The 20,542-nt window shown below is 67.5% G+C and carries 17 protein-coding genes and 1 pseudogene; 7 read left to right on the forward strand and 11 right to left on the reverse strand.

The window, feature by feature from the left end:
- Window positions 1–79 precede the first annotated feature (79 nt).
- A complete protein-coding gene (locus CLV29_RS12850; protein ID WP_133755477.1) occupies window positions 80–868 on the forward strand; it encodes an IclR family transcriptional regulator in 789 nt (262 codons plus the stop codon).
- Window positions 869–915: 47 nt separating this feature from the next.
- Here the strand turns inward: CLV29_RS12850 and CLV29_RS12855 are convergent, their stop codons facing one another.
- Window positions 916–1,935, reverse strand: a complete 1,020-nt coding sequence (locus CLV29_RS12855) for an alanine racemase (protein ID WP_166649268.1) — start codon at window positions 1,933–1,935, stop codon at window positions 916–918.
- Window positions 1,936–2,352: 417 nt separating this feature from the next.
- Between CLV29_RS12855 and CLV29_RS12860 the strand changes: the two genes are divergently transcribed.
- Window positions 2,353–4,863, forward strand: a complete 2,511-nt coding sequence (locus CLV29_RS12860) for a glutamate-1-semialdehyde 2,1-aminomutase (RefSeq protein ID WP_133755479.1) — start codon at window positions 2,353–2,355, stop codon at window positions 4,861–4,863.
- A 15-nt stretch (window positions 4,864–4,878) separates the two neighbouring features.
- Here CLV29_RS12860 and CLV29_RS12865 read toward each other — a convergent pair whose 3' ends face one another.
- Complete coding sequence (locus tag CLV29_RS12865; protein ID WP_133755480.1) at window positions 4,879–5,997, reverse strand: lipid II:glycine glycyltransferase FemX; 1,119 nt, start codon at window positions 5,995–5,997, stop codon at window positions 4,879–4,881.
- Between the two features lie 107 nt (window positions 5,998–6,104).
- Between CLV29_RS12865 and CLV29_RS12870 the strand changes: the two genes are divergently transcribed.
- From CLV29_RS12870 to CLV29_RS12880, 3 genes are all read left to right on the forward strand, one after another.
- Window positions 6,105–7,346 carry a glycosyltransferase gene (locus tag CLV29_RS12870; RefSeq protein WP_133755481.1) on the forward strand — a complete coding sequence of 414 codons (1,242 nt, stop codon included), beginning with the start codon at window positions 6,105–6,107 and terminating at the stop codon, window positions 7,344–7,346.
- 100 nt (window positions 7,347–7,446) lie between these two features.
- Entirely contained in the window at window positions 7,447–8,667 is a 1,221-nt protein-coding gene (locus tag CLV29_RS12875; protein ID WP_166649269.1) for a glycosyltransferase, read from the forward strand.
- Entirely contained in the window at window positions 8,664–10,124 is a 1,461-nt protein-coding gene (locus CLV29_RS12880; protein WP_133755483.1) for a glycosyltransferase family 39 protein, read from the forward strand. Before CLV29_RS12875 ends, CLV29_RS12880 begins: the two co-directional genes overlap by 4 nt.
- Here CLV29_RS12880 and CLV29_RS12885 read toward each other — a convergent pair.
- A complete protein-coding gene (locus CLV29_RS12885) occupies window positions 10,047–10,763 on the reverse strand; it encodes a hypothetical protein (RefSeq protein WP_133755484.1) in 717 nt (238 codons plus the stop codon). The two genes, CLV29_RS12880 and CLV29_RS12885, sit on opposite strands and share 78 nt — an antisense overlap.
- 236 nt (window positions 10,764–10,999) lie before the next feature.
- On the opposite strand from CLV29_RS12885, the gene CLV29_RS12890 reads away from it, so the two are divergent.
- On the forward strand, window positions 11,000–11,566 hold the full coding sequence (locus CLV29_RS12890; protein ID WP_133755485.1) for a mismatch-specific DNA-glycosylase: 567 nt from the start codon (window positions 11,000–11,002) through the stop codon (window positions 11,564–11,566).
- Between the two features lie 148 nt (window positions 11,567–11,714).
- Here the strand turns inward: CLV29_RS12890 and CLV29_RS12895 are convergent, their stop codons facing one another.
- The 5 genes and pseudogenes from CLV29_RS12895 to CLV29_RS12915 form a co-directional block, all read right to left on the reverse strand.
- The gene (locus CLV29_RS12895) at window positions 11,715–12,785 is read right to left on the reverse strand and encodes an ArsB/NhaD family transporter (protein WP_133755486.1); all 1,071 of its coding nucleotides are present in this window, start codon (window positions 12,783–12,785) and stop codon (window positions 11,715–11,717) included.
- A gap of 139 nt (window positions 12,786–12,924) precedes the next feature.
- Window positions 12,925–14,129 (reverse strand): annotated as a pseudogene (locus tag CLV29_RS12900) (IS3 family transposase).
- 42 nt (window positions 14,130–14,171) lie between these two features.
- A complete protein-coding gene (locus CLV29_RS12905) occupies window positions 14,172–14,480 on the reverse strand; it encodes a hypothetical protein (protein WP_133755487.1) in 309 nt (102 codons plus the stop codon).
- A gap of 152 nt (window positions 14,481–14,632) precedes the next feature.
- Window positions 14,633–15,067: a hypothetical protein gene (locus tag CLV29_RS12910; RefSeq protein ID WP_133755488.1), complete on the reverse strand. Its 435-nt coding sequence runs from the start codon at window positions 15,065–15,067 to the stop codon at window positions 14,633–14,635.
- Between the two features lie 45 nt (window positions 15,068–15,112).
- Window positions 15,113–15,994 carry a permease gene (locus CLV29_RS12915; RefSeq protein ID WP_133755489.1) on the reverse strand — a complete coding sequence of 294 codons (882 nt, stop codon included), beginning with the start codon at window positions 15,992–15,994 and terminating at the stop codon, window positions 15,113–15,115.
- A gap of 101 nt (window positions 15,995–16,095) precedes the next feature.
- Between CLV29_RS12915 and CLV29_RS12920 the strand changes: the two genes are divergently transcribed.
- Window positions 16,096–16,455 carry an ArsR/SmtB family transcription factor gene (locus CLV29_RS12920; RefSeq protein WP_133755490.1) on the forward strand — a complete coding sequence of 120 codons (360 nt, stop codon included), beginning with the start codon at window positions 16,096–16,098 and terminating at the stop codon, window positions 16,453–16,455.
- 498 nt (window positions 16,456–16,953) lie between these two features.
- On the opposite strand, the gene CLV29_RS12925 is transcribed toward CLV29_RS12920, so the two are convergent.
- The 3 genes from CLV29_RS12925 to CLV29_RS12935 all read right to left on the reverse strand — a co-directional run bounded on the left by CLV29_RS12925 (window position 16,954) and on the right by CLV29_RS12935 (window position 20,477).
- A complete protein-coding gene (locus CLV29_RS12925) occupies window positions 16,954–17,916 on the reverse strand; it encodes a hypothetical protein (RefSeq protein ID WP_133755491.1) in 963 nt (320 codons plus the stop codon).
- Window positions 17,917–17,985: 69 nt separating this feature from the next.
- Window positions 17,986–19,689 (reverse strand): FAD-binding oxidoreductase, encoded by a 1,704-nt coding sequence (locus CLV29_RS12930; protein WP_133755492.1) that lies wholly within the window; start codon window positions 19,687–19,689, stop codon window positions 17,986–17,988.
- Window positions 19,686–20,477 (reverse strand): lysophospholipid acyltransferase family protein, encoded by a 792-nt coding sequence (locus CLV29_RS12935; protein ID WP_166649270.1) that lies wholly within the window; start codon window positions 20,475–20,477, stop codon window positions 19,686–19,688. Before CLV29_RS12935 ends, CLV29_RS12930 begins: the two co-directional genes overlap by 4 nt.
- Between the last annotated feature and the right edge of the window lie 65 nt (window positions 20,478–20,542).

The raw sequence follows: 20,542 nt of genomic DNA on the forward strand, positions 1-20,542 counted from the left end.
TACGAGCATTTCGGTGTTGCGTGAGAAACTAAGGAGGTCGCCGGGGAGAAGCAACGTACTGCGAAGGACGGTTACACAGATGTCACCTAACCGGGAAGCGGCCGTCGGGGAGCGGCCCGCCGTCCGCCCGGCCCAGATCCAGTCCGTGGAGCGGGCGGCGCGGCTGTTGCAGGCGGTGGCGTCGGCGAGCGGTGCTGCCAGTACCGCATCGGCTCTGGCGCAGACCGTGGGGCTGAACCGCACGACGACCTGGCGGATCCTGTCCACGCTGGAGCGACAGGGGCTGGTGAGCGTCGACCGGCAGACGGGACGCTACTGTCTGGGCTTTGGTCTGCTCGGCCTGACCAGCGGCCCCGGCGGCGCCAATCTGCTCCAGGCGACCCAGCGGATACTGCGTCGCCTCGCTCAGCAGTCGGGGGAGACCGCGGCCTTGGCCACCATGCGTGATGACCGCCTCACCTACATCACCGAGGCTTCGGCCGGCTCCGTCGTCGCCGCGGCCTGGGAGGGTCGCTCGGTGGCACTGCACGCGACCTCGACCGGGAAGGCGTATCTGGCCTTCGTCGACGGTGACGAGCTCAGCGCACTGCTCGGCCCGGGGCGCCTGACCCGCTTCACCGACACCACCATCACCTCGCGTTCGGCGCTGCAGCGCGAACTGGAACGGACCCGCGCCCGTCGCTACGGGGTGTGCCGGGGAGAGTTCGAGAGTTCGGCCTGGGGTGTGTCGGCGCCGGTGTTGGACGACTCCGGTCGGCCGGTGGCGGTGATCAGTGTCTGGGGTCCGGCCGGTCGGTTGACCGAGGACAGGTTCGACGACCTGGGCCGGCTGGCCCTGGCCTCGGCCGAGGAACTGGCCGGGCGCTGACCCAGGGTGGCCGGTATCGGTCGGAGGCGAGTTCGTCCGTCAGGACCTCAGTCGAAGACGATCTCATCGGGCAGGTACGTGGTGTTGCGTACGGTGACACCGATCTCGTCACCGACCTGCGGTGGTCGCACCTCGGCCGGTACGAACACCAGTGACGACTGCATGTGCGGCGGCTCGATGAACCGGCGCTTTGCACCGCCGATGGAGAACGGGGACAGCGCCCGGCCGCTGGCCGCGGTCACCCCGGTCGCCACGGCGGTGGCCCGTTGCCGCCAGGTCGCAGCCGGGGTCGGAGCCTCCAGCGCGATCCCATGGGCGGTGCCACCGGCCACGACCACCAGGTGACCGTTGCCGGGTGCCTTCTTCTGGCGGTACCCGACGCGCTCGCCCTTGCCTACCCGATGTACGTCGAGCACCACCGAGGTCGCCCCGTAGGTGGTCGGTGCGCCGAGCCAGAGTTTCGTACCCAGACGCAGCCGGGTCGGCTGCCCGGTCCGTTCTCCGATCCGCTCGGCCTCGGCAGCCGTGACATGGGACAGCCACAGCGGCCCGGGATGGGCGTTCGTCGCGGTGCCGGCCAGCCCGAGTGCCTCATCGGCGGCGGCTCCGCTCAGCGGCAGATGGATCACCCAGCCGGCGAAATCGAGTGCGCGCAGATACCCGGCAGCGACGTTCAACTCCGCCGGGAGGATGCCGTGGCGCCGCATCGAGGTCTGCACCTCCACCAGCACCCGTCGACGCTCACCGGCCGCAGCCAGCCGGGCCAGATCCCCGAGCCGGGAGACCGTCGGGATCACCCGCGGGTCGGTGGCGGGGAAATCCTCCGACCACGGGGTCAGTACGACGATGTCACCGTCGAAGGCCTCGCGTACCGGATCGATCTCGAAGACAGTCCCGACCGCGATCGTGTCGGCGCCCATCCGGGTGGTCTGTTCGGCCAAGTTGGTCAGCCCGAAGCCGTACCCATTGCCCTTCGCCACCGGCACCAACCCGGGGGTGGCCCCGGCGACGGCATCGATGCCGGCCTCCCAGCCGGCGCGGTCAACACGCAACATGGTTCCGGTCACGTCGAGCACCGTACCCGACATCGCGTGGGAGCTGCCGCCTCCTCTTCCGGGTGGCGCGGAGCAACCGACGGTCCCGGACGAGCCCACATGCGCGGGCGGTGTTTCGCCCGGTTGCCCACCCTGAACTGCCGCTGCCGGCAGAACGCGGCACTGAAGGGAAACTGGTGAGCAGGCAAAGGCAAATAAGGCGCGCTGCACACAGCGACAAGCGCGCTTTCACCAGCGGATAGCGAACTTTCGGCAACCGCTGACGGCTCGTTGTGGAGCCCTTCACCCCTGCGTCGGGGTAGTGGCCGAGACGGCCGGCCGGGAAGAGGATGGAGTGTCGACGTGGCGCATTAGTGTGTTTGATCCAACCACGGCCGAATCCAGGTGGTTCGGCCCACGGTCGACGTACAGACAATTCGGGGGGAAACGATGGTCGAGTCCGTCAAACATGCACGTACCGGAGCAGGTGTCACCTACGACTGCCGGGTCTGCGGTACGGCCGGAGGTGCGACCGATGTCGTGCTCGACCTGGGTGCGCAACCCTCGGCCAAGGACTGGCCACTGCCGAATGATCACTCCGAGGAACTCAGCTGGCTCGCCATGTGGTGCTGTCCCCACTGCGGGCTGGCCCAGTTGGCGACCGACGCCCCACCCGCGCCCGAAGTCATCGGTGTCGAGCCGGAGGCGCTGGTCGCCGAGGCCAGCCGGCTCAGTGCCGAGCTGGTGACCGAGGGGCTGATCGGTCCCGGCAGTTCGGTGACCGAGTTCAGCTCCCCTCACGGCGGGTCCTGGCTGCCGCCGCTGACCGCTCTCGGCCTGCAGGCCACCGAGGGGCGTGCCGAGGTGGTGATCGACTCCCTGGGCCTGATGCACGAGCCCGACCAGGCGTCCGCGGTCCGCGAACGGGTCGCCGCCGTCGCTCCCGGTGGGGTGCTGGCGGTGTTCTTCCACAGTCTCGGCTCGATCGTCGCCAAGCGGCAGTGGAACGACCTGCGACACGGTCATTACGCCTACTACTCCTTGACCACGCTGAGTTCGGTGTTCGCGCGCAGCGGGATGGTGGCGGTGGACGTGTTGAGCAGCGATCTGTACGGGCAGTCCCTGCTGCTGGTGCTGCGGCATGGCGATGATCCCCGCGCCGGCGAACGCAGTGAACTGCTGAGCACCCTGCTCGAGGTGGAGCGCCAGGCCGGGTTGAACGACCCCGCGGTGATCCGCGAGGCGCTGTCCGGGATGGTCGTGCAGACCGCCGGGGCGCTGCGCTCGTATCTGGTCCAGGCCCATCGCTGCGGTCTGGTCGTGTACGGGTACGGTGCCGCCTCCCGGGCGCTGACCGTGTTCACCCGAGCCGGGGTCGGACCCGAGCTGTTGCCGGCGATCGTCGATGCCTCCCCGGCCAAACAGGGACGGGTGACACCGGGCAGCAGGATCCCGATCGTTCCACCGTCGGACATGGTGCGGGACCAACCGCACGAGATCCTGGTCCTGCTGCCGGATCTGGTCCCCGAGCTGGTCGAGACCTATCCCGAGCTGGTCGGCCGGTTCGTCGCCTATGACCCGGGGAGTCCGCAGGTCCTGCATCCCGACGCCCGGGTCGACCGGTTCGATCGGTCGATCGCCGCACAGGCCGCCTTGCACGACATCGTGCCCGGTGGAGCACATACCTACGCCCGCGGTTCCGACCAGTACCCGGCGGACAAACCGTCGGTACTGGTCCGCGGTCGCGGTGCTCTCGTCTGGGACCTGGACAACAACTGCTACGTCGAGTACGGCAGTGGCCTGCGCTCGGTGACCCTCGGGCACACCGAACCGCGGGTCGACGCGGCGGTACGGAAGGCGATCGGTGACGGGATCAACTTCTCCCGTCCCACAGCCCGTGAGCTCCGGGTCGCCGAAACGTTCCTCGAACTGATCCCCGGTGCCGAGATGGTGAAGTTCGCCAAGAACGGCTCCGATGTGACCACCGCGGCGATCAAGTTGGCCCGGGCGGCCACCGGCAAGGACAAGATCGCGATCTGCGACCAGTCCTTGTTCTCCGTCGACGACTGGTTCATCGCCCACACCGCGATGGACGCCGGGATCCCGGCGGCGGTGCAGCGCGAGGGGATCCGGTTCCCGTTCAACGACATCGCTGCCCTGGAACGGATCTTCGCCGAACATCACGAGGAGCTCGCGGCGGTGATCATCCAACCGGCGACACCGACCGAGGAACCGGCCCCGGGATACCTGGAGAGCATCCGCGGCCTGTGCGATCGGCACGATGTGGTCCTGATCTTCGACGAGATCGTCACCGGATTCCGGTGGTCACCGGCCGGGGTGCAGGGCCTGGTCGGGGTGGTGCCCGACCTGGCCTGCTGGGCGAAGGGCATCGGCAACGGGTACCCGATCGCCGCCCTCACCGGCAAGGCATCGGTGATGGACCTGGGCGGGCTGCGCACCGAACGGCGCCGGGTGTTCTCGGTCTCCACCACCTACGGCCCGGAGACCGTCGGACTGGCCGCATTGGAAGCGGTGATGAAGATCTATCGCGAGGAGGATCCGATCGGCCGGATGCGCAACGCAGGTCAACAGTTGAAGACCCGGATAGACGAGGTCGTCACCGCCGCCGATCTGCGCGAGTTCGTCGGTGTGGAGGGCAATCCTGCCTGCCTGATCTACTGGACCCGCGACCATCTCGGCATACCGTCACAGTCCCTGCGTACCGTGCTGATGTCGGAACTGATGTCGCGCGGTGTGCTCGGCCAGTCGCTGGTGACCAGCACCTCGCACGACTGCCCGATGCTGATCGACCACACCGTCGCCGCTTTCGAGGGCGCGATGACGGTCTACCGGAGGGCGGTCGAGGACGGCGAGGACACCGTCCTCACCGGCCCGCCGGTGGCCCCGGCATTGCGCGCCTTCGCCGAGCCGCGGCGGATCATCCCGGGGACCCGGGGCTGACCCGGATCTGCGGGCTCACTTGCGGTTCAGGTACCAGTTGAACGCCTTGTGCAGCACCGGGTTGATCGGCAGATCCCACTCCCCGGGGTACTCCACGGCCTCGCCGCCGGTGCCCACCTTGAACTGGATCAGGCCCAGGTGCGGATCGTCATTGGCCACCGAGTCGGTGATCCCGCGCAGGTCGTAGACCGCACAACCGGCGGCCAGCGCGTCGCGGATCATCTGCCACTGCACGGCATTCGACCCGCGTACCTCCCGCTTCTCACCGGTGGAGGCGCCGTAGGAGTACCAGGCATGGCGGCCGACCCGTACCGCCAGCGTGGCCGCCACCAGATCACCCTCGTGGTGGGCCAGGTAGATCCGGATCCGGTCGGGGTCCTCGGCACTCATGACGGAGACCATGTTCTCGAAGTAGCTGAGTGCGCGGGGGGTGAATCCGTCCCGCTCGGCGGTCTCGACATAGATCCGGTGGAAGGCCGGCAGATCGGCCGCGGTGCCGGTGGTCACCTCCACACCGAGCTTCGCGGCCTTCTTGATGTTGCGGCGCCAGAGCTGGTTCATGCCCTTCAGCACTTCGTCCTCGGTCTTGCCGGCCAGGGGCAGCCAGAAGTTGAACTTCGGCTGTCCGGCGGCAAAACCGTCGGCATGCTTCGGCGGCTGCCACTTCAGGTGCCGCAGGGTGTGCCGCAGGCGGGCGGCCGCCGGGCCGTGCTCATCGGCGGGCACCTCCTCCAATGAGCGCACGCTCTCCTCGGCGATGGCCGCCTTCACCGTCGCGGTGTGCCAGCGCCGGGAGACCGTCGTCGGGCCGATCCGGATGGCGAAAGCTCCGCGCTTCTTCAGGTATCGGGCCAAAGCCTGCAATGCTTGTTCAACGTGATCGCCTCCCCAGTCGAGCACCGGCCCTTCCGGCAGGTACGCGAACCAGCGGTTCAGCTTCGGCACCTTCCGCAGCAGCACCAGCCCGACTCCGATCAGCTCCTCGCCGTCGAAGAAGCCGATGGACTCACTGCGCCATTCCGCCTTCACCCGGCCCCACGCCGGGGTCTGCAGGAAACTCGCGTCCGCACGTCCGCCGTCGGCGGTCAGGAAGGCGAGATGCTGGGCGTAGTCGATCGGTCTGACGGTGATCACACGGTGAATGTAGTTGCCCGGACCACCCGATTGCGAGCCGCGCCGGCGCCGACCAGCGACCACGGTCCAATCGACTCCGATACCCGCGTACGGCAGGATGAGGTCCGATGAAGATCGTAGTGCTGACTGTCGGTACCGACGGAGACGTCGTACCGTACGCCGGTCTGGGCGCCCGCCTGGCCGCGCAGGGTCACGACGTGGCGATCGCCACCCACGTCTCCTCCGAGCAGGTGGTACGCAATGCCGGCCTGGAGTTCCGGCGGCTGCCGATCGACATGAAGGAGGAGCTCGCCCCGCGCCACGGCCGTTCGGGGATGAAGATCTACCGGATGTGGTCGATCTACCGCGAGCACTGGGACGAGCTGTGCGACGCCTCCCTCGAAGCCTGTGCCGACGCCGATCTGGTGGCGGTCTCGGCGCTCGGGCTGCACGGGGTGCACATCGCCGAGGCACTGGACACCCCGAGCATCGGCCTGTTCCTGCAGCCGCTGGACCCGACCGGCGATTTCGCCCCGCCGATCGTCACCACGACCTCCTTCGGCCGCCGGGGCAACCGGTACGCCGGGCGGGCCTTCAACGGGCTGGGTCAGGCGCCGGTCTACCGGAAGATGAACCAGTTGCGCGGCCGACTCGGACTGCCCCGTACCAATCCGGACCGTTGGTACCGCGGGTTGAACAAGCGGGGCTGGCCGATCCTCTACGGCTACAGCCCGACGATCGTGCCGAAACCCGCGGACTGGCCGCATTTTCGCCGGCCGGTGGGTTACTGGTGGGCGCCGCCGCTGGCTGCGGACTGGCGACCGCCGGCCGAGGTGGTCGACTTCCTCGACGACGGGGACAAACCCGTCTTCGTCGGCTTCGGCTCGATGCCGGCCGTCGACGGACAGCGTCTGGCCGAGACGGTCGCCAAGGCGCTGCGCCGGGCCGGTCGGCGCGGGGTGATCCAGGGCGGCTGGTCGAATCTGCAGGTCAAGGGCGATGACATGCTGACGATCGGCCCCACCCCGCACGACTGGTTGTTCCCGAGGATGGCCGCGGTGGTCCACCACGGCGGAGCGGGTACGACCGCAGCCGGCCTGCGCGCCGGGGTGCCGACCGTGACGGTGCCGTTCGCCTCCGACCAGCCGTTCTGGGCCAATCGGCTGATCAAGCTGGGAGTCTCCCCGGGTTCGGTCGGAGTCAAACGGGTGGATGCCGAGATCCTGGCCGCACTGGTCTCGGAGGCCGTCACCGATCCGGGGTACAGCGCCCGGGCCCGGTTGCTGGCCGGTCAGGTACGGCAGGAGGACGGCAGCGCCGCGGTGCTCGCCGAGATGGAGCGGATCGCCGAGCTGGGACGGGTCGGCTGAGCCGCTCGAGGCCCGACCGGACTCACCTTCCGGCCCCCTCGGTCATCGGGATCGACCGTGTCTGCGACGGACCCGGCCGGCAGCCGAGGATCGGCCGGGCATGAGGATCGTCGTCGCGGCCGCCGGCAGCCGCGGTGATGCCGTACCGTTCGGCGCGCTCGCGGCCCGGTTGCAGGAGGCCGGCCACCGGGTCCGGCTGCTCACCCACGAATCGTTGCGCGATCTGGTTGCCGACGGTGTGCCGACGATCGGGGTGGCCAGCGATCCCGCGCAGTTGCTGACCGGACCGGCCGCCGCGGCGCTGCGCCGGGGCGACCTGCGGGGGTTGAACCGTACCCGCGGTGAGTTCGCTGCCTTCCTGGCCGCCTTCCACGACCCGGCGCAGCGCGAACTCGCGGGGGCGGGACTGCTGATCGCCTCCACGATGGCGATCGCGGCGGTCGACGCAGCGCTCGAGCGTGGCGTACCGGTGATCCGGGCCCATCTGTGGCCGGAGAACACCGCACTGACCGGTCCGATGCCGTTGCTGCCGTACGGCTGGCGGATCCCCGCTCCGTTGCGCCGCGGGATGCGGGCCGGGTTGCGGCGGGTGGAGCCGTACCTGGCCGGTTTCGACGGCGGTTGGGTGCGCGGCCGGTTGCGGCTGCGGCCGCATCATCGGGCCGGACTGACCACCCACACCCATGGCACGATGTTCGCGCTCAGCCCGCTGCTGCTGGGTGCCGAACCGGTCGGCGGGTACGCCACGGGGTGGTGGACCGGCCCACCGGAGGGCGGGCTGAGCGCTGCCACCGTCGACCTGCTGTCCCGCCCGGGTACCTGGCTGCACATCGGCTTCGGGTCGATGCCGCAGACCCTTCCCGAACAGGTGCTCGAGCTCGTCTCCGCCGCGGCCCGGCGGGTCGGGGTGCGGGCCGTGGTGCAACTGCCCGGCGCCGAGGGATTGGACGACGGCACGGTGTGCGGGATCGGCACCGAACCCCATGCCGCGCTGTTCGACCGGGTCGCGCTCTCGGTCCACCACGGCGGCTCGGGCACCACTGGCGTGGCGGTCGGTGCCGGGATCGCGTCGGTGGTCGTACCGCATCTGGCAGATCAGTTCTGGTGGGGCCATCGGCTGCAGGCGCTCGGTCTGGCTCCACCGCTGCTGCCGCGACCGTTGCTGAGCCCGGACCGGCTGGCCCGCCGGATCGAGGTCGCTCTGCGAGCGGCGGTCCGGCGCCGCTGTGCCGAGATCGGTGAGCGGGTACGGGCCGAGGACGGTACCGGCGCGGCGGTGCGCTTCGTCGAGTGCGCGGTCGCGGACGGTGGGCGCCGATGAGCAGCCTGGCTGCCGGACGGCTCGGCGCGACGGTCGCCGGTTGCTGGTCCCGGAGGCCCGCCGGTGCGGCTGCCGCGTTGACGGTGTTCGTGGTGCTGTTGTTGCTCGCCGGTAGGTACGGACCGCACGGCGACGAGTTGTACTTCCGGATGCTGCCGCTGGACTGGTGGTACGTCGACCAGCCGCCGCTGACGGTGTGGCTGAGCCGGGCGGCGGCTTCGATCAGCGATGCCTTCTGGGTGCAGCGGGTGCCGGCGGCGCTGGCCGCGGCCGGGGGTGCCTTGCTGACCGCAGCATTTCCGCGGGTGCTCGGCTACGGCTCCCAGGTGCAGTCGGTGGCCGCCTGGGCACACGCGAGCACCGTCTACCCGCTGATCGTCGGTCATGTCTTCCTCACCTCCTCACTCGACCTGCTGGCCTGGCAGGGAATCGTGTTGCTGGTGGTGATGGCGGCCAGGGGCCGGGTCTGGTCACTGGCCTGGGCAGGGGCGGTCGCCGGCATCGCCTGCTGGAACAAGTTGTTGATCATCCCCCTGCTGGGTGCGTTGGTGATCTCGTTGTTGATCATGCGACGGGATCTGCTGTTCTCCCGGGCCGGTGCCGTCGGCGCAGCGGTCGCGACACTGGTGGGTGGCCCGCAGGTCCTGGCCCAAGCCATGCACGGTTGGCCGATGCGGGCGGTCTCGGGTGATCTGGTGGCGGCCAATGCCGGGGTCAACCGATGGCTGGTGCTACCGCTGCTGGTGGCCTTCGTCGGTCCACCGCTGTTCGGGGTGTGCCTGCGCGGGCTCCGCTGCTCGACGTACCCGTCGCCGATCGGTCTGCTGGCACCGGCGGCGATCGTGCTGGTGGGGTGGAATCTGGTCGCTCCGGCGCAGCCGTACTACGCGGTCGGCCTGTTCCTGTGTGCACTGGCGATCGGCTGGGGGCCGGTGAGTGAGGGCGCCGGGGTGATCTGGCGCCATGCCCGGTCGGTGATCGCTGCGAATGCGGTGATTGGCGCCGTGATCGCACTGCCAGTGCTGCCCGTACCCTCGGCGGTCCACGGGGTCGTCGCCGCGGTCAACCCGGTTGCGCGTGATCAGGTCGGCTGGGCCGACTGGGTCGCGCAGGCTGACCGCGCCCGTGGTGGTACGCCGGCCGCGGTGGTCACCGATGCCTACGCCCTGGCCGGAGCGATTCATTTCTACGGCTCGTCCGCCGGTGAACCGATCGAGGTCGCCTCCGGCCACAACGCCCTGTGGGATCTGGGTCCGCCGGCGGCCGAACAGGTGCTGCTGGTCGGTCCGCGGGCGGTCGCCCGTTCCGCGGACTTCACCGAGTGCCGGGCGGCGGGGCGGCTCAGCGACCTGCACCGCGACTCCTTCGGTGTCGCCGGGTCACCGATGCTGTGGTGCAGCGGACCGATCGGCGGCTGGGCGGCGATCTGGCCGGCCTTTCGTCACCTCGGCGCCTGAACGGACCAGCAACGACCAGGCCTCGAGCACGATCACCAGGAACAACAGCGACAACGAGGCCAGCTCGGCAGCGCCCCGCAGTCGCCACTGCGGGAACAGGTGGACCACGCTCACCAGCAGCGCCGTGGCGGACAACAGGGCCCGGAGCCGGGCAGCGGAGAATCGGTGCGACGCGGTCGTGGGAGGGGTGGCTTCACCGCGGATCCCGCTGATCATCATCGACCCGGCAGCGACCGGCAGAGCCAGCACCGCACCGGCCATGTGCAGTCCGGGTGCACTGTCGGAGGGGAAGGCCGCGACCATGATCAGCCCGCCACCGGCGGCTGCCACCGCCAGCCGCAGGAACGGCCCCCAGCCCAGATGGGGGATCAGGGAGGTGATGATCAACAAGGCCCCGGCGGCCAGCAGGCCGGCGTTGAACCAGGCTGCCCGCGGGGAGCAGATCCAGCGCCCGTCGGTGGTGAAGCAACTGCCCGCGCCCAGGTCGCTGATCATGCTCAGCGGCCAGTGGTAGATCAGTTCGGGCGATGCCAGAGCCCAGGCGGTCGCGGCGGTGAAGGCGAACAGGGCGGTGAAGAGTCCGACCGCAGCCAGTACGCGGTAGGGACGGACGCTCGAGGTCCTGGCGCGAGCGATCATGGCGTCTGCTCCTCCCTGGTCGACTCAGTTCATCGCCACGCGGCCGGCTCGGCGGTCGGTGGGTGGACCGGGCTGTGCGGACCGGGGTGAGCTGGCTGGGGCGACCTCGGTGTTCTCTCCGGGGTAGGGCAACCACCGGAGCCTGTGCTTGTGGCTGCAGACCCGACCCGCGAGGATGCAGTCATGGTAGTCCGGGGTGATGCGACCGAAGACCGGCCGGTGCACGGTTCGCCGCGATGTCGGTGGCGGTGAGGCAGGTGCCGCGACTGGCCGTACCCGATCTGATCGGCCCGGGATGTCGATTGCTGTTCGCCGGGATCAACCCCGGTCTGTGGTCGGCCCGTACCGGTGCCCATTTCGCCCGACCGGGCAATCGCTTCTGGCCGGCGCTGTATGCCGCCGGGATCACCGACCGGTTGCTGGACATGTCCGAGGGCGAGTCGGCCGTCGACCGGGACTATCTCATCTCCCGCGGGATCGGGATCACCAATGTGGTCCGGCGGCCGAGTGCCCGGGCCGATGAGCTGAGCACCGCGGAGTTCCGCGCCGGTGGGGAGCGGCTGCGACGGTTCGTCACCCGGCACCACCCGGCGGTGATCGCCTTCGCCGGGATCGGGGCCTACCGCACCGCCATGGGGAAACCGAAGGCGAGGACCGGTGAACAACCCGAGTCGTGGGGACGGACCCGGGTCTGGGTGGTACCGAATCCGAGCGGGCTGAATGCCCACGAAACCGTGCAATCCCTGGCCGCCGCCTACGCGCAGGCCGCCCGGGCAGCCGGGATCCCGGGAGTCATCGATTAGGCGCGCCCTTGTGTCTGTTCCGCAGCAAACGCACCCAAACCTCCGGTTTGGCTGCGTTTCCTGCGGAACTGTTGTGGGTCGGCGGTGACGCCGGGAGCATCGAACGGCGGCAGGGGATCGGGCAACGCCGGGCACCTCGAGGCCGGGATCAACCGGTCAGGAACAGCGACGCCGTCGCCAGCGGGACAACCAACGCCGTCAACAGCAGTCCGCGGAGGGCGAAGTCGCCCCAGCCGATCCGTACCCCGGCAGCGCGGCAGCGGCCCGCCCACAACAAGGTGGCCAGACTGGCCCAAGGGGTGATCAAGGGGCCGGCGTTCACGCCGACCAGCAGTGAGGCCGACAGCGCCGGGGTCTGCGCCAGCGGCTCCAGGGTGAGGTACGCGGGCAGATTGTTGATCAGGTTCGACAACCCGGCGCCCAGCCCCGCGAGCAGCAACGATCCCGACAACGAGTCGGGGAGCTCGAACCGGGCGAACCAGGCGTCCAGGACCAGCTGACGGGCGATCTCGACCACCACCAGCAGCAGGCCGACCCCGAGCATCATCCGCCACGGCAGTGGGAGCCGCCGGAGCAGACTGCGATCGACGATCGCGGTCAGGACGATCGACAGCGCTGCCGCGATCAGGGATGCGAGGCTGATCTCGGCACCGACCACGATTGCGACGGCCAGGGCGATGATGATCATGGCCTGACCGATCAGCAATCCGCGGTTCGCCGGCGCGACCGGCCGATCGTCGACGACGCCGCGGACAGCCAGGGTACGGCGGAACATGATCGCCAGGACGCCGACGGTGATCACTGCCGCGGTGAGGGCCGCCGGCCAGATCCGGGAGAGGAAATCGAGGGTCGAGGAGTTCGTCGACGACAGCGACAACAGATTGGTCAGGTTGGAGACCGGCAGCAGCAGTGAGCCGGTGTTGGCCAGCCAGACGCAGGTGTAGGCGAACAGCCGGGGATCGACGGACATCCGCTGGGCCAGTGCCAGCACCACCGGTGTCAACAGCACGGCTGTCGTGTCCAAGGAGAGGAAGATGGTCGCCGCCAGGGCGACGACGACCAGCCCGGCCCAGAGCACGGGCACCGAGCCTCGCGACCAGCGGCCCAAGCGGTCGGCGATCAGAGCGAAGAGCCCGCAGCGCTCGGCCAGCTCGGCGATGATCGTCATGGCCAGCAGGAACCCGAGCACCGGTAGTGCCCGTTCGGCCAGTTCGATCACTGCCGCAGCCTACGCTCGGATCAGCCGTCGCCCGTGGGCCGGTCCTGGCAGCTGGGTCACCGCCACACTTCGGGCCCGATCACCAGCCGGCGCCGGGGGTAATGGAGGGTCTGCTGCACGATCAGGTGACAGTGGTTAGTCACGCAGCCTGAGTGGCTGTCGTGGTCATGATGGTCTCGTACTCAATGGGGGTCAACCGGCCCAACCCGTCCTGGCGCCGGCGGCGGTGGTAGGTGCGTTCGATCCAGGTCACGATCGCGATCCGGAGCTCGTCACGGGTGGCCCAGGTGCGCCGGTTCAGGACATTCTTCTGAAGCAGGGAGAAGAACGACTCCATGGCGGCGTTGTCGCCGCAGGCACCGACCCGGCCCATGGATCCGACCATGTGGTGCCGGTTGAGCGCACCGACGAATTTCCGGCTTCGAAATTGCGATCCTCTGTCGGTGTGAACCACACAACCGGCAACGTCACCGCGGCGGGCGACGGCGTTGTTGAGGGCGGTGACGGCGAGGCGGGACTTCATTCGACTGTCGATGGAGTAGCCCACGATCCGGTTGGAGTACACGTCCTTGAACGCGCACAGGTACAGCTTGCCCTCACCAGTCCAGTGCTCGGTGATGTCACCGATCCACAACTCGTTCGGGTTCTGTGCGGTGAACTCGTGCCGGGTCCGGCCCTTCTCATCAGTGATGGCGCACAGGTCGTCGTGGACCGGCGGACCAGGCTTCTTGCCGTTGCGGCCGCGCTTCTTCCCGAACGCTGACCACCAGCCGTTGTCAGCACAGATCCGCCACGCGGTGCGTTCAGCCATCACCTGCCCGGCCTGGCGGGCCTCATCAGCCAGGAACCGGTAGCCGAACTCCGGATCATCGGCGTGGGCGTCGAACAGCGCGTTGGCCCGATGCGCCTCCACCCACTCGGCATCAGTCACCGGATCGGCGAGCCAGCGGTAGTAGGGCGCCCTGGCGAGCTTCAACACCCCGCACGCGACCGTGACAGGGATCCCGTCCGCGGCCAGCTCTTTGACGAGCGGGTACATCATCTTCCCGGCAAGTTCGCCTGCGACAGGTACGCCGCCGCCCTGCGGAGGACTTCGTTCTCCTGCTCGAGCAGCCGGATCCGCCGCTTCGCCTCCCGCAACTCCGCCGAGGCAACCTGAGTCGCGCCGGGCCGCTCACCGTCCTCGATGTCGGCCTTCTTCAATCAGTCGTACAACGTGGTGAAGTGGATCCCGAAGTCCTTCGCGATCTGATCCAGCCCGACACCGGGCTCACGGTTCCTGGCGACGCGAACCACATCGTCACGGAACTCCTTCGGATACGGCTTCTTCGACACGGTGGACATCCTCCCAGCCCAAGCCCGAACGCTAGGCAGATCAGTTGTCACCTATCCGTGCAGCAGACCCAACTCTCGGGCGTTCATCTGCGCGTACTGACCGAACGCCACGATCGGCGCTGAGTGGGTGCGCACAAGACTGGCGGCCAGGTCGAGCGCGCGCTCCAGGCCCTCGAACTGTTGGACCGAGAGCACGAACAAGTCTGGTGTGCCTACCGGCTCGTCTTCAGGGAACTGGTGCGCGTCCCAGCCTGCGATGTCGGCTCCATGGTCACGTAGTGCTGCGGCGGCAGTAGCGGCGGCAACAGGCTGAAGCTCAGCCTCAAAGGCGGATACGACAGTGATTCTTGGAGGGGTCATACCGGAACCGTAATTGATACACCAAGCTGCGTGTAGAGGATTTCCGGAACTCTTTCAAAAAAAATCGTTTACGTCAATTATAGGGCAGGCCGAACTGTGGTCCGGCGATTCACTGAATCCGGGCCATGAAGGGGACGGTATGGGGGCTGGGGCTAGTTGATGTGTGAAGTAAGTTCGCCAAAGGAGATGTCGCCGGAGGCGGCAATGGCGCCCCTGATGAATAGCACAGGAAGTCTCATAGTCTGGTCGATGTTCACGCTCTGCAGAACATCCTGTGCGACTTCAGCGGGTAGTGTGGACCGCAAGGCATCCTCCCCTGAGATGACAATCAGTCGGTCTGGGGAACCCGAGTCTTCAAGTATCTTTGTTGCGAGCTGGTACACGCGGTCGCTGCGATCCACCTCTGCCGCGTCACAGCATCCCGTTAGTAGCACGACATCCCTGCCGCTGGCCGAAGGCTCGAAGCGCTCTCTTGCGCTTGCATCGCTTACCGTTTCGTCATCAGGGATGATCTCCAGGCTGCAACAATCCTTGTTCGATGGACTTGGGCGCCCAAACAGCTTCGAGAAGAATCCTTCGCTAGTCATCAATTCCTCCTGCAGATAGACTGATCTATTTACGGGTCGGGCAGTTTAAGTGAAAATAGGGAGTATGAACCCCCCAGCCACGGCGATGGCAAATATCGAAAACAGGAAGGCTGCCAGAAGGCGTGGTTTGAAGATGCCGCTGAGCATGGTGGCCTCCGGGAGGCTGGCGCCAGTCCCGCTAATAATCATGGCGAAGATTGGGCCGATACCGACCCCGGCGCCAACCAAAGATAGTCCAATTGGGATAGCTGCGGTTCCGCGGATGTACAACGGGATCGCAATCAGGGCTGCTACAGGTATTGCCCAGGCCGCGTTACCCAGACCAGCTAGGACGGAGGAAGGCACTGCGCCATGAATGACTGCGCCGACTGCAACTCCAATGGCGAGCGGAATAGAGAGCTTCTTCAGCGTTCTCAGGGTCTCGACGATGGCAGGCTTGGCCTCGGATGCCAGGCCCCGCCAAGGGCCCGCATCAACAGCGCCCCCGGTGACTATCACTTTCCTGACCTGGTTCGCCAGTCCCAATCGATCCCAGACGAGGGCGATCGCTATGGAACTGATCGTGATGACAACCGTATATGCCAACATGAACTGCCAACTGATCATCACCGCAAGCATCGCGAGAATGACTGGGTCGATTAGGGGTGAGCTGATCAGGAAGGCTGCCGCGGCAGTAAACGGTGCGCCGGCCCGGAGCATGCCCATCAGCATTGGAACTGTTGAGCAAGAGCAGAACGGCGTGATGATCCCAACCGCCACCCCCTTGAGGGGGGCAGTAATACGATTGCCGGACAACCATCTCTTCAGGGTTTCGGCGCCGATCCTGCGATCGATGAGCACCACGGCGAACGTGATCACCGTGAACAGCGCTACCAGCTCGAGAAGGAGCAAGCCGAAGAACTGGAGAGTCTCAACCCACGTACGCAATCCAAAATCCTTCCGTGACTCGGCTCGTAGCCGTGGACGCATCGATACATCGAACTATGTAGATGGTATCGACCTATGTCGATGTGTGGCAAGATGTTGGCATGAGCGTTGCGGAACAGGCCGGCGGCAAAGGGCGAGGGGATGTGTGCTGTGCTGGCCTCGTCCGCGAAGTTGCTGACCCCCGTTCCGCGGAGGTGTTGGCGAGGGCGTTCAAAGCTCTCGGTGATGCGACTCGAGTGCGCTTGCTGTCCTTGGTCGCGGCTCACGAGGGTGGCGAAGCGTGCGTGTGTGATCTGACCGAGCCCGTAGGTCTAGCGCAGTCGACGGTGAGTCACCATCTCAAGATCTTGGTCGAGGCGGGTCTGCTTACTCGCACGCAGCGAGGCAAATGGGGCTACTACGCCGTCAGTCCTGGGGCCCTGGCTCGCATCGGCAGACTTCTCAACGAGAGCGCGTGTTAGTTGTGCTGACCTCGATCGTTGCCGGTGCGGTCGATGGGGCGGTGGTCGCCGATACTGCACCTCGTCGACAAACTTTTCGGCCGCGGTCGATTTGCCCACCCCAGGTGGGCTTGCTGTCACGTAGGCGTCTTGCCGCCCACCTCGATCGTGGCGGTATCGGTGTTGTCGAGGTAGGCCGCGATTAGGTCGTCGATGGTTCGGCGTTGTGCAGCGTCAGGGAAACGTTGGTCCGTGGCATATGAGTCGTGGGTATGAGGATCGCCGTTTGCGCGGTCCTCTCCTGTAGTGACTTCTCGACAGCGTGCCGCGCATGGGTGGGGGCTGGGCCAGTCGAGTCCCCCTGGCAGGGGAGTCAGGCATCAGGCTTGGACGGCTCGATGAGTTCGGAGAGCAACTGATACTCGTCGCCTGAGAGCAGGCCTTCGCGAGGGGCTCGGAGAACCTGGTCCCACATTCCAGCGACGTAGGTCGAGTCGGCTGGCTCCACACCTCGATGCCTCAGGTGAGGTCGTCCACTCCGGTGAGGTCATCGAGCGTGCGTTCGGCATCGGCCTGGGCCTGCTCGGCGACAGCCAACGATTCGCGGCGCCGATCCCGCTGGGCCGTCAGCGCCGTATGGGTGGCCTCGGCCGACTCCAGTGCGGCCTGTGCCTCGGCGAGTCGCTCCTGAGCAGCCTGCAGGTCGGATTCGGCCCGCAGCAGTGCCTGTTCGGTCGCCGAGACCGCCGCCCGGGCCTCGGCCACCGCGCTCGCAGCCGTCTCGGCCAGTTCCCGGGCCTGGTTCCGGGCGGCCCGGCGTGCCTCCTCGGCCTCCCGTTCGGCCCGTTCGCGCTCTGCCGCCTCCGCCCGGGCCTGTGCCTCGGCGTCGGGGCCCGGCCTGGCCTCGTCCGCCCGGTTCGCGGGGGGCTGTGCCGGCCGGCCCTCCTTGGGGGTGCCCGGTTTCGCCATCCGCTGGCGGGCAGCCAGGGAGATCACCTCGGCGCCGGCTCCCAGGTCCAGCGTGCCGAATCCGGAAGCGGCCACCGCCTGGGTCACCGTGCCGGTACGCAGACGCTGGGCCAGCGCCTGATCGGTGAGTGCGCCGGTGAGGATCTGTCCCACCTCATTGCCGGTGGCCGCACTCACCGCACCCGGCGAGGAAGCCACCACGGCCCGGGTCAGGGAGTTGATCAAGCGGGTACGTTGGCGGCTCAGGGTGCGAAGATCATCTGCCGAGAGGGTTCGATGGGCCTGGGCCAGCAGCTCCGCCAATTCGAGTAGTTGATCGACATCCTCGCGATTCGCCCGCGCCCACCGGTTGACCAGCCAAGCAGAGGTCGTCGGCTTCCGCAGTGACTTGATCGTCTTCGCCAGCTCCCGGTCCCCGCCGCTGCGCGCCTGCTTGGCCAGGTCGTCGCGAAGCCCGGTGAACTCCTCCAGCGGTGCGGCATAGACCTGATCGATCACCGTCGCGAGGTCCATCGAACCACCGTCCGTCCATGATCAACTGCAGGCATGATCAGCTGCAGGAGATCGTCGGTGAAACCGACCTCACTGCTCGTCGGACAGCACCGAGATCCCCGGTTGGCCGGTGTGGACGACCTTGCCCGGATTCAGGTTCTGCTTCGGATCGACCCCGTTGAACAGGGAACTGATCATCTGCACCCCGACGGGGGAGATGTCGGCCTCCATCCACGGTGAGTGCTCGACGCCGACCGCATGGTGGTGGGACAAGGTGCCGCCACCGGCGATGAACGCCTCCTGCACCGCGCGCTTCAGCACGTCGTAACGCTGCAACACATCGGGGGAGTCGTCGGCGATCGCGAAGGTGAAGTAGAGACAGGCGCCGGAATGGTAGGAGTGGGAGAGGTGGCACATGATGTAGCCCTCCCGCTCGACCTCGGCCATCGCCTTCTCCGCGGCCGCGATCACACCGTCGTAGAGCGGCTTCAGCTTCGACCACGGGGCTGCGGTCTCGGAGACATCGGCTGCCGCCCCGCGGTCCAGCAGGAAGTCGCGGATGTAGGGGGTGTCGAACTTCTTCTGGTCGTACAACGCACCCGGGCCCTGGCCCACGCCGAACCCGCCGTGGGGAGCGATCAGTGCCTTCACCATCGCCTTCTGCCGGGTGACGTGACTCTTCGAGCCCTCGAATCCGATGAAGGACATCGCCAGTTGATCGATGTCCCAGCCGCGCGCCTCGAGGAACTTCATCAGTCCGGCGGTGACGTACTTGGACATGCCCTTCGACTGCTTCTGCGTGGCGAACGAGAACGCCGTCTCGCGGTCGTCGGAGACCCGGGAGACCGTCACCTGGGCTTCGGATCGGGCGATGTCGTGCATCGCCCGAATACCGGCGGCGAAGCTGGGGAAGAAGTAGGCCTGGATCTCGCGTACCTCGGGCACCCGGTGGACCTGCACGGTCACCTCGGTGATGATTCCCAGACGGCCCTCGGAACCGAGCACCATCTCCCGCACGCTCGGACCGGTCGAGGTCGACGGCAGCGGGCGCAACTCCAGCGTCCCCTCCGGTGTCGCCATCCGCAGGCCGCGGGTGATGTCGGCGATGTCGCCGTACTTGTCGGACTGCATCCCCGAGGATCGGGTCGCCACCCAGCCACCGAGGGTCGAATGGGTGAACGAGTCCGGAAAGTGGCCCAGGGTCCAGCCCCGGCGGTTCAGCTGTTCTTCCAGATCGGGCCCCTGGGCACCGGCCTGGATGGTGGCCAGACCCGCGTCGTCATCCAGGCTGAGTACCTGGTCCAGACGTCCGAGATCGACCGAGATGATCGTCCGCTGTTCGTTCAGCGGTGCCTCCAGCGAGCCGGCGATGTTCGAGCCACCACCGAAGGGGATCAGCACCAGGTCGTTGTCCACGGCGAACTTGACCAGCGACTGGACCTCCTCATGGCTGCCGGGATAGACCACGACATCCGGCACCCGGCCCAGCTTCCCGGCCCGGATCCGTACCAGATCGCGGACGCTCTTGCCCTTGGCGTGCACCACTCGCTCGAGATCCTCGGTGACCACCTGGTCCTCACCGACGATCTCGCGGAGCTGGCCGCGAAGGTCCTCGGTGAGTTGGCTGGCCGGGACGGTCAATTCGTCGAACTGCAACGGTTGCCGACCCGGGGTGGTGATGTCGAGGCCCACCTTCTCCAACACGAACGGGGCGAAGCGGGGCTTGTCCTCGTAGTGGAAGGCGACGCCGTCGACGCCCCAACCCCACCACTTCATGTGCTTGACGCCGGTCATGCAACCTCTCCTGAGTCTGACTTCTGGTCGGTGCGGTCCGTACCGGCCGAGGGTACGGGTGCTCCGGCGGGATCCTGCAGGGAAACCTCGCCGCGAGCGTACGCCCCCAGTGTCGGCTTGCCGACCTTGAGTGCCATTGCATCGTGCATGGTCTGCACCGAGGCCCGGATCCGGTTGCTGAACTGGCGTGCGTTCTCCCCCGGTCGGGGCCACAGCGGGGCGCCGAAGACGACGTCGATCCGGGGCCGACCGCGCTTCGGCCAGTTGGTGCCCCGGGGCATCGCCGCACCGGCGCCGACCAGTGCGGTGGGCACGATGGGGACATTGTTCGAGATCGCCAGGCTGGCCGCCCCGGGCAGGAACCGACCCATCTTCCCGGTCTTCGAGCGCGTGCCCTCGGGGAAGATCAGCAGGGGGACGTCGTCGTTCAGCAACTGCGAGGAGAGGCCGCGGTGCTTCCCCGAGCCCGAACGGTCGATCGGATAGGAGTTGAAGAAGAGCGCGGTGGGCAGGGACCTGCTCCGGGAGGAGTAGAAGTAGTCCATCGCGACCCCGGTGGCCAACAGCCGGGACAGTCGCCGGGGCAGGCTGGTGATCAGCAGCGGCGCATCGAGGTGGCTGCTGTGGTTGGAGACCAGGATGAATGCCCCGTGCAGCAGGTCCAGACGTTTGCGGTCGTGGATCTTGACCTTGGTGACCGAGCGGAGAACGGTCCGCAGCAGTATTTGCTGGGTCACGAAACGAGCGGTCGCCAGCGCTGGCGAGGTATACCGCTTGCGTCTCTTCACGGACTCACCATAGCGACGTATCGATCGTGGTTCGAAGCGGTGAACACCGACATCGGCGCGACATT

Origin of the sequence: Naumannella halotolerans (assembly GCF_004364645.1) — a bacterium.
Lineage (GTDB): Bacteria > Actinomycetota > Actinomycetes > Propionibacteriales > Propionibacteriaceae > Naumannella > Naumannella halotolerans.

What these genes read in the sequence shown, in the direction of transcription:
- CLV29_RS12930 (WP_133755492.1), bottom strand. Translation starts at nt 19,689, where the DNA reads ATGACCGGCGTCAAGCACATGAAGTGGTGGGGTTGGGGCGTCGACGGC.
- CLV29_RS12925 (WP_133755491.1), bottom strand. Translation starts at nt 17,916, where the DNA reads ATGGACCTCGCGACGGTGATCGATCAGGTCTATGCCGCACCGCTGGAG.
- CLV29_RS12905 (WP_133755487.1), bottom strand. Translation starts at nt 14,480, where the DNA reads ATGACCCCTCCAAGAATCACTGTCGTATCCGCCTTTGAGGCTGAGCTT.
- CLV29_RS12875 (WP_166649269.1), top strand. Translation starts at nt 7,447, where the DNA reads ATGAGGATCGTCGTCGCGGCCGCCGGCAGCCGCGGTGATGCCGTACCG.
- CLV29_RS12870 (WP_133755481.1), top strand. Translation starts at nt 6,105, where the DNA reads ATGAAGATCGTAGTGCTGACTGTCGGTACCGACGGAGACGTCGTACCG.
- CLV29_RS12860 (WP_133755479.1), top strand. Translation starts at nt 2,353, where the DNA reads ATGGTCGAGTCCGTCAAACATGCACGTACCGGAGCAGGTGTCACCTAC.
- CLV29_RS12850 (WP_133755477.1), top strand. Translation starts at nt 80, where the DNA reads ATGTCACCTAACCGGGAAGCGGCCGTCGGGGAGCGGCCCGCCGTCCGC.
- CLV29_RS12910 (WP_133755488.1), bottom strand. Translation starts at nt 15,067, where the DNA reads ATGACTAGCGAAGGATTCTTCTCGAAGCTGTTTGGGCGCCCAAGTCCA.
- CLV29_RS12885 (WP_133755484.1), bottom strand. Translation starts at nt 10,763, where the DNA reads ATGATCGCTCGCGCCAGGACCTCGAGCGTCCGTCCCTACCGCGTACTG.
- CLV29_RS12920 (WP_133755490.1), top strand. Translation starts at nt 16,096, where the DNA reads ATGAGCGTTGCGGAACAGGCCGGCGGCAAAGGGCGAGGGGATGTGTGC.
- CLV29_RS12880 (WP_133755483.1), top strand. Translation starts at nt 8,664, where the DNA reads ATGAGCAGCCTGGCTGCCGGACGGCTCGGCGCGACGGTCGCCGGTTGC.
- CLV29_RS12890 (WP_133755485.1), top strand. Translation starts at nt 11,000, where the DNA reads ATGTCGGTGGCGGTGAGGCAGGTGCCGCGACTGGCCGTACCCGATCTG.